We start from the raw sequence: 350 nt of genomic DNA, 5'->3' as shown, positions 1-350 counted from the left end.
AATAAGAAGTAGGCACTTGAAGTTTAAATCGCGACTTAAAGGCAGCGCCTACAACAAGGAAGAAAGATGGATAAATCTCGAGCACAAATGAACAGGGAAAGTACCGATGCAAACATGGCCGAGCTTAAAAGCCGCCGAACTAAGGGGCGTCTGGTATTAATCGGATTAGTTTTGATTTTCGCTTTGCCTGCGATTATTGCCAAAACCGTGTTGGACCAGAATTGGTACACGTCAGGTGTCACTAACTCGGGCGAATTGATTGAACCAAGAACCATACTAGCAGATTTCGGCGTAACGGTGCCCATGGCTGGAGAGGGGTGGTTAGTGGGTTATATCGCACCGATGGAGTG

Annotated in this window: 1 pseudogene; it reads left to right on the top strand. The window is 46.9% G+C overall.

Going from position 1 to position 350, the window contains the following annotated elements:
- Nucleotides 1-66: 66 nt before the first annotated feature.
- A pseudogene (locus AB4486_RS27965) lies at nt 67-350 on the top strand (hypothetical protein); the annotation flags it as partial.

It is taken from the genome of Vibrio sp. 10N.222.55.C6 (assembly GCF_041473395.1).
Taxonomy (GTDB): Bacteria; Pseudomonadota; Gammaproteobacteria; order Enterobacterales; family Vibrionaceae; genus Vibrio; species Vibrio crassostreae_C.
This window is presented reverse-complemented; position numbering and strand designations above follow the sequence as displayed.